Source organism: Hydrocoleum sp. CS-953 (genome assembly GCF_002260545.1).
Classification (GTDB): Bacteria; Cyanobacteriota; Cyanobacteriia; order Cyanobacteriales; family Microcoleaceae; genus Trichodesmium.
On sequence record NZ_LGSU01000830.1, the window covers coordinates 1 to 4899 of the forward strand.

General features: G+C 31.7%; 3 protein-coding genes. 2 read left to right on the forward strand and 1 reads right to left on the reverse strand.

Annotated features, from left to right (window positions below):
- On the forward strand, positions 1-2063 hold a 2063-nt coding region (locus tag AFK68_RS10535), incomplete at its 5' end, for a sensor histidine kinase (RefSeq protein ID WP_143437767.1).
- Positions 2064-3609: 1546 nt separating this feature from the next.
- Positions 3610-3732 carry a hypothetical protein gene (locus tag AFK68_RS43415; protein ID WP_256386533.1) on the forward strand — a complete coding sequence of 41 codons (123 nt, stop codon included), beginning with the start codon at positions 3610-3612 and terminating at the stop codon, positions 3730-3732.
- A gap of 509 nt (positions 3733-4241) precedes the next feature.
- Here the strand turns inward: AFK68_RS43415 and AFK68_RS10550 are convergent.
- On the reverse strand, positions 4242-4709 hold the full coding sequence (locus AFK68_RS10550) for a hypothetical protein (protein ID WP_094672664.1): 468 nt from the start codon (positions 4707-4709) through the stop codon (positions 4242-4244).
- Positions 4710-4899 lie beyond the last annotated feature (190 nt).

The window sequence follows — 4899 nt, forward strand, 5'->3', positions numbered from 1 at the left end:
ATCGAACACTTCTACTTCAAATAGGAGATTGCTGGAGAGACCCACCTCAATTAGTCTGGCTAGAGACTACTTCAAATATCTTAATAACTTTTGCTTTTTATTCAATCGCAGCTTTAATTATCTATTTTCTCCATAAGCGAAAGGATATAGAAAAAAATTGGATAATTCCTACCCTAGCAATTTGCATCTTATCCTATGCTACAACCCATCTAATAAAAACTTGGAGTTTGTCGTATCCCAGTGATTTACTTTCAGTTTTTCTTCCAGTTGTTACTGCCATTATTTCCATATCAATTTTCACCATAATAGTATCATTAACTCCCACAGCATTAACTATACCTACTCCAAATCAATTAGAGTTAGTAAATGCTGAATTAGTATCAGAAATTAAACGCCGAAAACAAGCAGAAAAATCAGTTCAGAGCCTAAATTGGTTGTTAGAAAAACGAGTTGAAAATGATACTGCAAGTCTCACTTGCTTGAACAATAAATTGCGTCAAGCTCTCAAAAAACAACTGCAAGTTAAGGAACAACTACAACTGAGTCAGTTTGCCATAGAACGTTCTGCTGATGCAGTTTTCTGGATAGCTAAAGATGGAAAGCTAATATATGTCAATGATGCAGCTTGTCATTCTTTAGGATATTCTCCAGAAGAATTGCTCTCAATGACGATCCATGACATCAACTCAGATTTTCCCAAGAATTCATGGTCTCTGCATTGGAATTTATTAAAAAAATGCGGTCACCTAAAAATAGAAGCTTATCATTTCAATAAACGTAAGGATAAATTTCCAGTAGAAATCACTCTTAATCATTTAGAATGCAAAGGTAAAGAATATCAATGTGTATTTGCACGAGATATTAGCGATCGCAAAAAAGTTGAAATTTCTCTGCGCAAGTCAGAAGCAAGAGAAAGGAATAAAGCTGAACAACTAGAAACGGCACTCCAAGAATTGAGACAAACTCAAGCTCAGTTAATTCACACAGAAAAAATGTCTAGTTTAGGTCAGTTGGTAGCAGGTATTGCCCATGAAATTAATAATCCAATTAGTTTTATCTATGGCAATATTAGCTATAGCAATCAATATATTAAAGACCTACTAGAATTGATTAATATTTATCAACAACATTATCCAACTCCTGATGCAGAAATTGAATCTCACATAGAAGAAATAGAGCTAGATTTTGTCAAGGAAGATTTGCCAAAAATTATGTCTTCAATGCAGAGTGGAGCTGAACGTATTCGTTCCATAGTTTTGTCTTTGCGTAATTTTGCTAGATTAGATGAATCAGAAAAAAAATTAGTAAATATTCACGATGGAATTAACAGTACATTACTAATTTTAAAAAATCGATTAAATCTAGTGACAGGATTAGGAACAGGGGTAAAATCAGAGGATATTCAAGTTATTAAAAATTACGAAGATTTACCATTAGTTGAGTGTTATCCAGGACAATTAAATCAGGTATTTATGAATGTTTTGAATAACGCGATAGATGCTTTAGAAATTTCGCTTTTATCCAATAGTTGGATATCTCAAAAGAAACAGCTAAGTCATACAGTTTTAGATATGAAAAAGCAGTCTAATCCTCAGAGCCAAACAACTTTAAAAATCAATTCAAAAATTACCAACAACAATCGGCAAAGTTCTCAAGAAAATTTAGTATCTTCTGGGAAATATTTGGTTGTAAATAGTAATGAAAACTCCAACAAAATACTTGATTTAGTCAAACAAAAAAATCAGGAAAAACTCAAAAAACCGACGATTTCAATTAGTACAGAAATTGTAGAGAATAACTTGATATGTATTCGGATTGCTGACAATGGATTAGGTATGAATGAGCAAATATCTAAACAAATTTTCGATCCATTTTTTACTACTAAACCTGTAGGTAAAGGCACAGGTTTAGGATTAGCAATTAGTTATAAGATTATTGTCGAAAAACATGGAGGAAATATTCAGTGTAATCCTGTATTAGGAGAGGGGTGTGAATTTGTAATTCAGATTCCAGTCAAGCTGAAAAAACAGGAAAAAGTGACATCTTTTAATAAAGCTAGTTGAAGAAAGTGTTAAGTTTTCAGTAGTAGGTGACAGATTTTAGGTGGGATATAGAATACCAGTTATAATTAAATCCGGTTATAAAACCCACTTAAAATCAGGTGATGCCAGAGTCCAAATAATAAGTATTCAACCGTACAATATCTTAGTATTGTCTCAAGTAAAACAGCAGATAGAGACGTTCACAATATATGAATTTTCGGNATATAGAATACCAGTTATAATTAAATCCGGTTATAAAACCCACTTAAAATCAGGTGATGCCAGAGTCCAAATAATAAGTATTCAACCGTACAATATCTTAGTATTGTCTCAAGTAAAACAGCAGATAGAGACGTTCACAATATATGAATATTCAGTAAAGATTCAGAGAATATTTGTTGGTTTTATCAAGATTTGATGAAATAAATTATTAATTTCTTGACAGAAATACTGTTGTTCAGCAATATTACTAATAGATTAATTAATTGGGTGTATAACTACTATCAGATAAATCGTTTTGTGGTGCAATCTAAGAGGAGAAACTATCAGTATGTTTTCTACTTTTTTATTGAATACTTTCTACCAGTTGAACAAATTTAGCTTCAATTCATTTTTTCAGAAAAAAAAGAGGAAAACCCACAATTGGAAGGCAACTTTGAAAAAAAGAACTGTAGGTATAATTTAGTTGGGATTAGAAACCGAAACTCAACTCCCTTTACCACCGTCAAACTCCGAACTCCACAGCCAGGTCTAATTCCAAAAACTGTTAGGAATAGTTCAGTTAATATTTTTGTAGGGATGTTCTATGGAATATCCCTAAGTTATTTATTTTTGCCTATTCCTTATTATTAAGTATTTAAGCAGAATCCCAGTTTGATATTACATTATGTCCGGATAATACAATTTTGATAAATTTTTGCTACAAATAGCTAGGGGACTTTTTTAGGAGTCAGGAGTCAGGAGTCAGGAGTCGTATGGGAATGCCTTTAATACCATGTTTTAGATCGGAATGAATAAATTTGAGACTATTTTTTATTTTGTAATTGTCTTTTTTGTCAAATCAACATTTACCGTAAAACCTTTTAATAGGTGTTATATCATGTCCAGTTGAACAGTTATAAATAAATAACTACCGAGGAGTCAGGAGTCAGGAGTCAGGAGGGAAGACAGAATAACAGGAGAAGAAGGAGCAAGTTTTTTTATAACTAATTATCCGGATATGATATTATTATTCGTAACATTCTTTTTTCAAAATGGTATAACCACCTATCCTGTGAAAGGGAGGGAGGGAAAGGAAAGAATATTTCCCCTCTCTCGTTTTAGAAAGCAATTAGGGAAAAAGTATTAATATATTCTAAAACTTAGCCACATTACAGAGTTCCTTCCTGTTTTTCAGTCAAATTACAGATATATTAACTAATTGGGTGCATAACATAACTACCATTCAGATAAATCATTTTATTGTGCAACCCAAAAGGAGACTCTGTAAAGTATGCTTGCTAAGTTTTTGTTGAATACTTTCTACCAATTGAACAAATTTAACTTCAATTCATTTTTGCCTGAAAAAATGAGTAAAATTCAAAATTGGGTGGTTATTGTGAAAAAAATAACTGTAGTCATCATTTCGTTGGGAGCAGAAACTGAAACTCAACTCCCCTTACCACAGTCAAATTCCAAACTCCATAGTTAAGTCTAATAAAAAAAACTGTTAGCAATAGTTCAGTTAATATTNACCAATTGAACAAATTTAACTTCAATTCATTTTTGCCTGAAAAAATGAGTAAAATTCAAAATTGGGTGGTTATTGTGAAAAAAATAACTGTAGTCATCATTTCGTTGGGAGCAGAAACTGAAACTCAACTCCCCTTACCACAGTCAAATTCCAAACTCCATAGTTAAGTCTAATAAAAAAAACTGTTAGCAATAGTTCAGTTAATATTTTTGTAGGGATGTTCTATGGAATATCCCTAAGTTATTTATTTTTGCCTATTCCCTATTATTTATTAAGTATTTGAGCCGAATCCCGATTTGATATTACATCATGTCCGGATAATTAGTGATAAAAAACCTTTTCCTTTTGCCTTCTTTACTCCAAAGTCTAAGTATTCAACGGTACATAATATTTGACGCTTTCCTTAACTTTTAGTAAGGAAAGCGTCAAAATAAAAAAAGTAGTTTGATATTACTTATTTAATTATTTCATTGATACGCTAATGATTTTTTAGTAGAGTTTCCACAAGAATTATATCTTGGACAACAAGTAGCAAATCCATTTTCTCCCCATTCTTTACTTTCCCCTGGTTTCAGGTTTACTCTGTCATCTTTGAGTTTTCTATCAAATTTTATAGTAACTTCATAATCACAATTGTTTTTCACTATCTGTCCTGGATATTTTGATTGTTCATAAACACAAGAAGGTAGATATACTCTATCTTTTTTACCACATTTATCAGCCAAACTTTGAGGAGTATTAACGAATCCTATTATCCCCAAAATACAAACAAAACAAACGATTGACTTTAGAAGTCGATTAAAGATTTTCATTATCTTTACAAGAAAAACAACAAAAAATATTTGACTAAGTATTGATAAATTAGTCATTATAAGTAGTCTGACATAAATAAACAACACTATGTTAAATTCCTTAACATAGTGTTGTTTACTCATTTCTCAAAGGTTTTTAGGGAATTTACCAAGCTTTATAAAGTCTCAAAAACCTATGTCTGACTACTGAGGAAGAAGTGTATACTATTTTTCGGCTAGTTTTTTTTCCAGTTCTTTAGCTATTGCCAAAGCGCGATTTTTAGTTTCAATCAGGGCAAAGTTGCAAAATTGCGCTCCCGTACAGGAAACTATA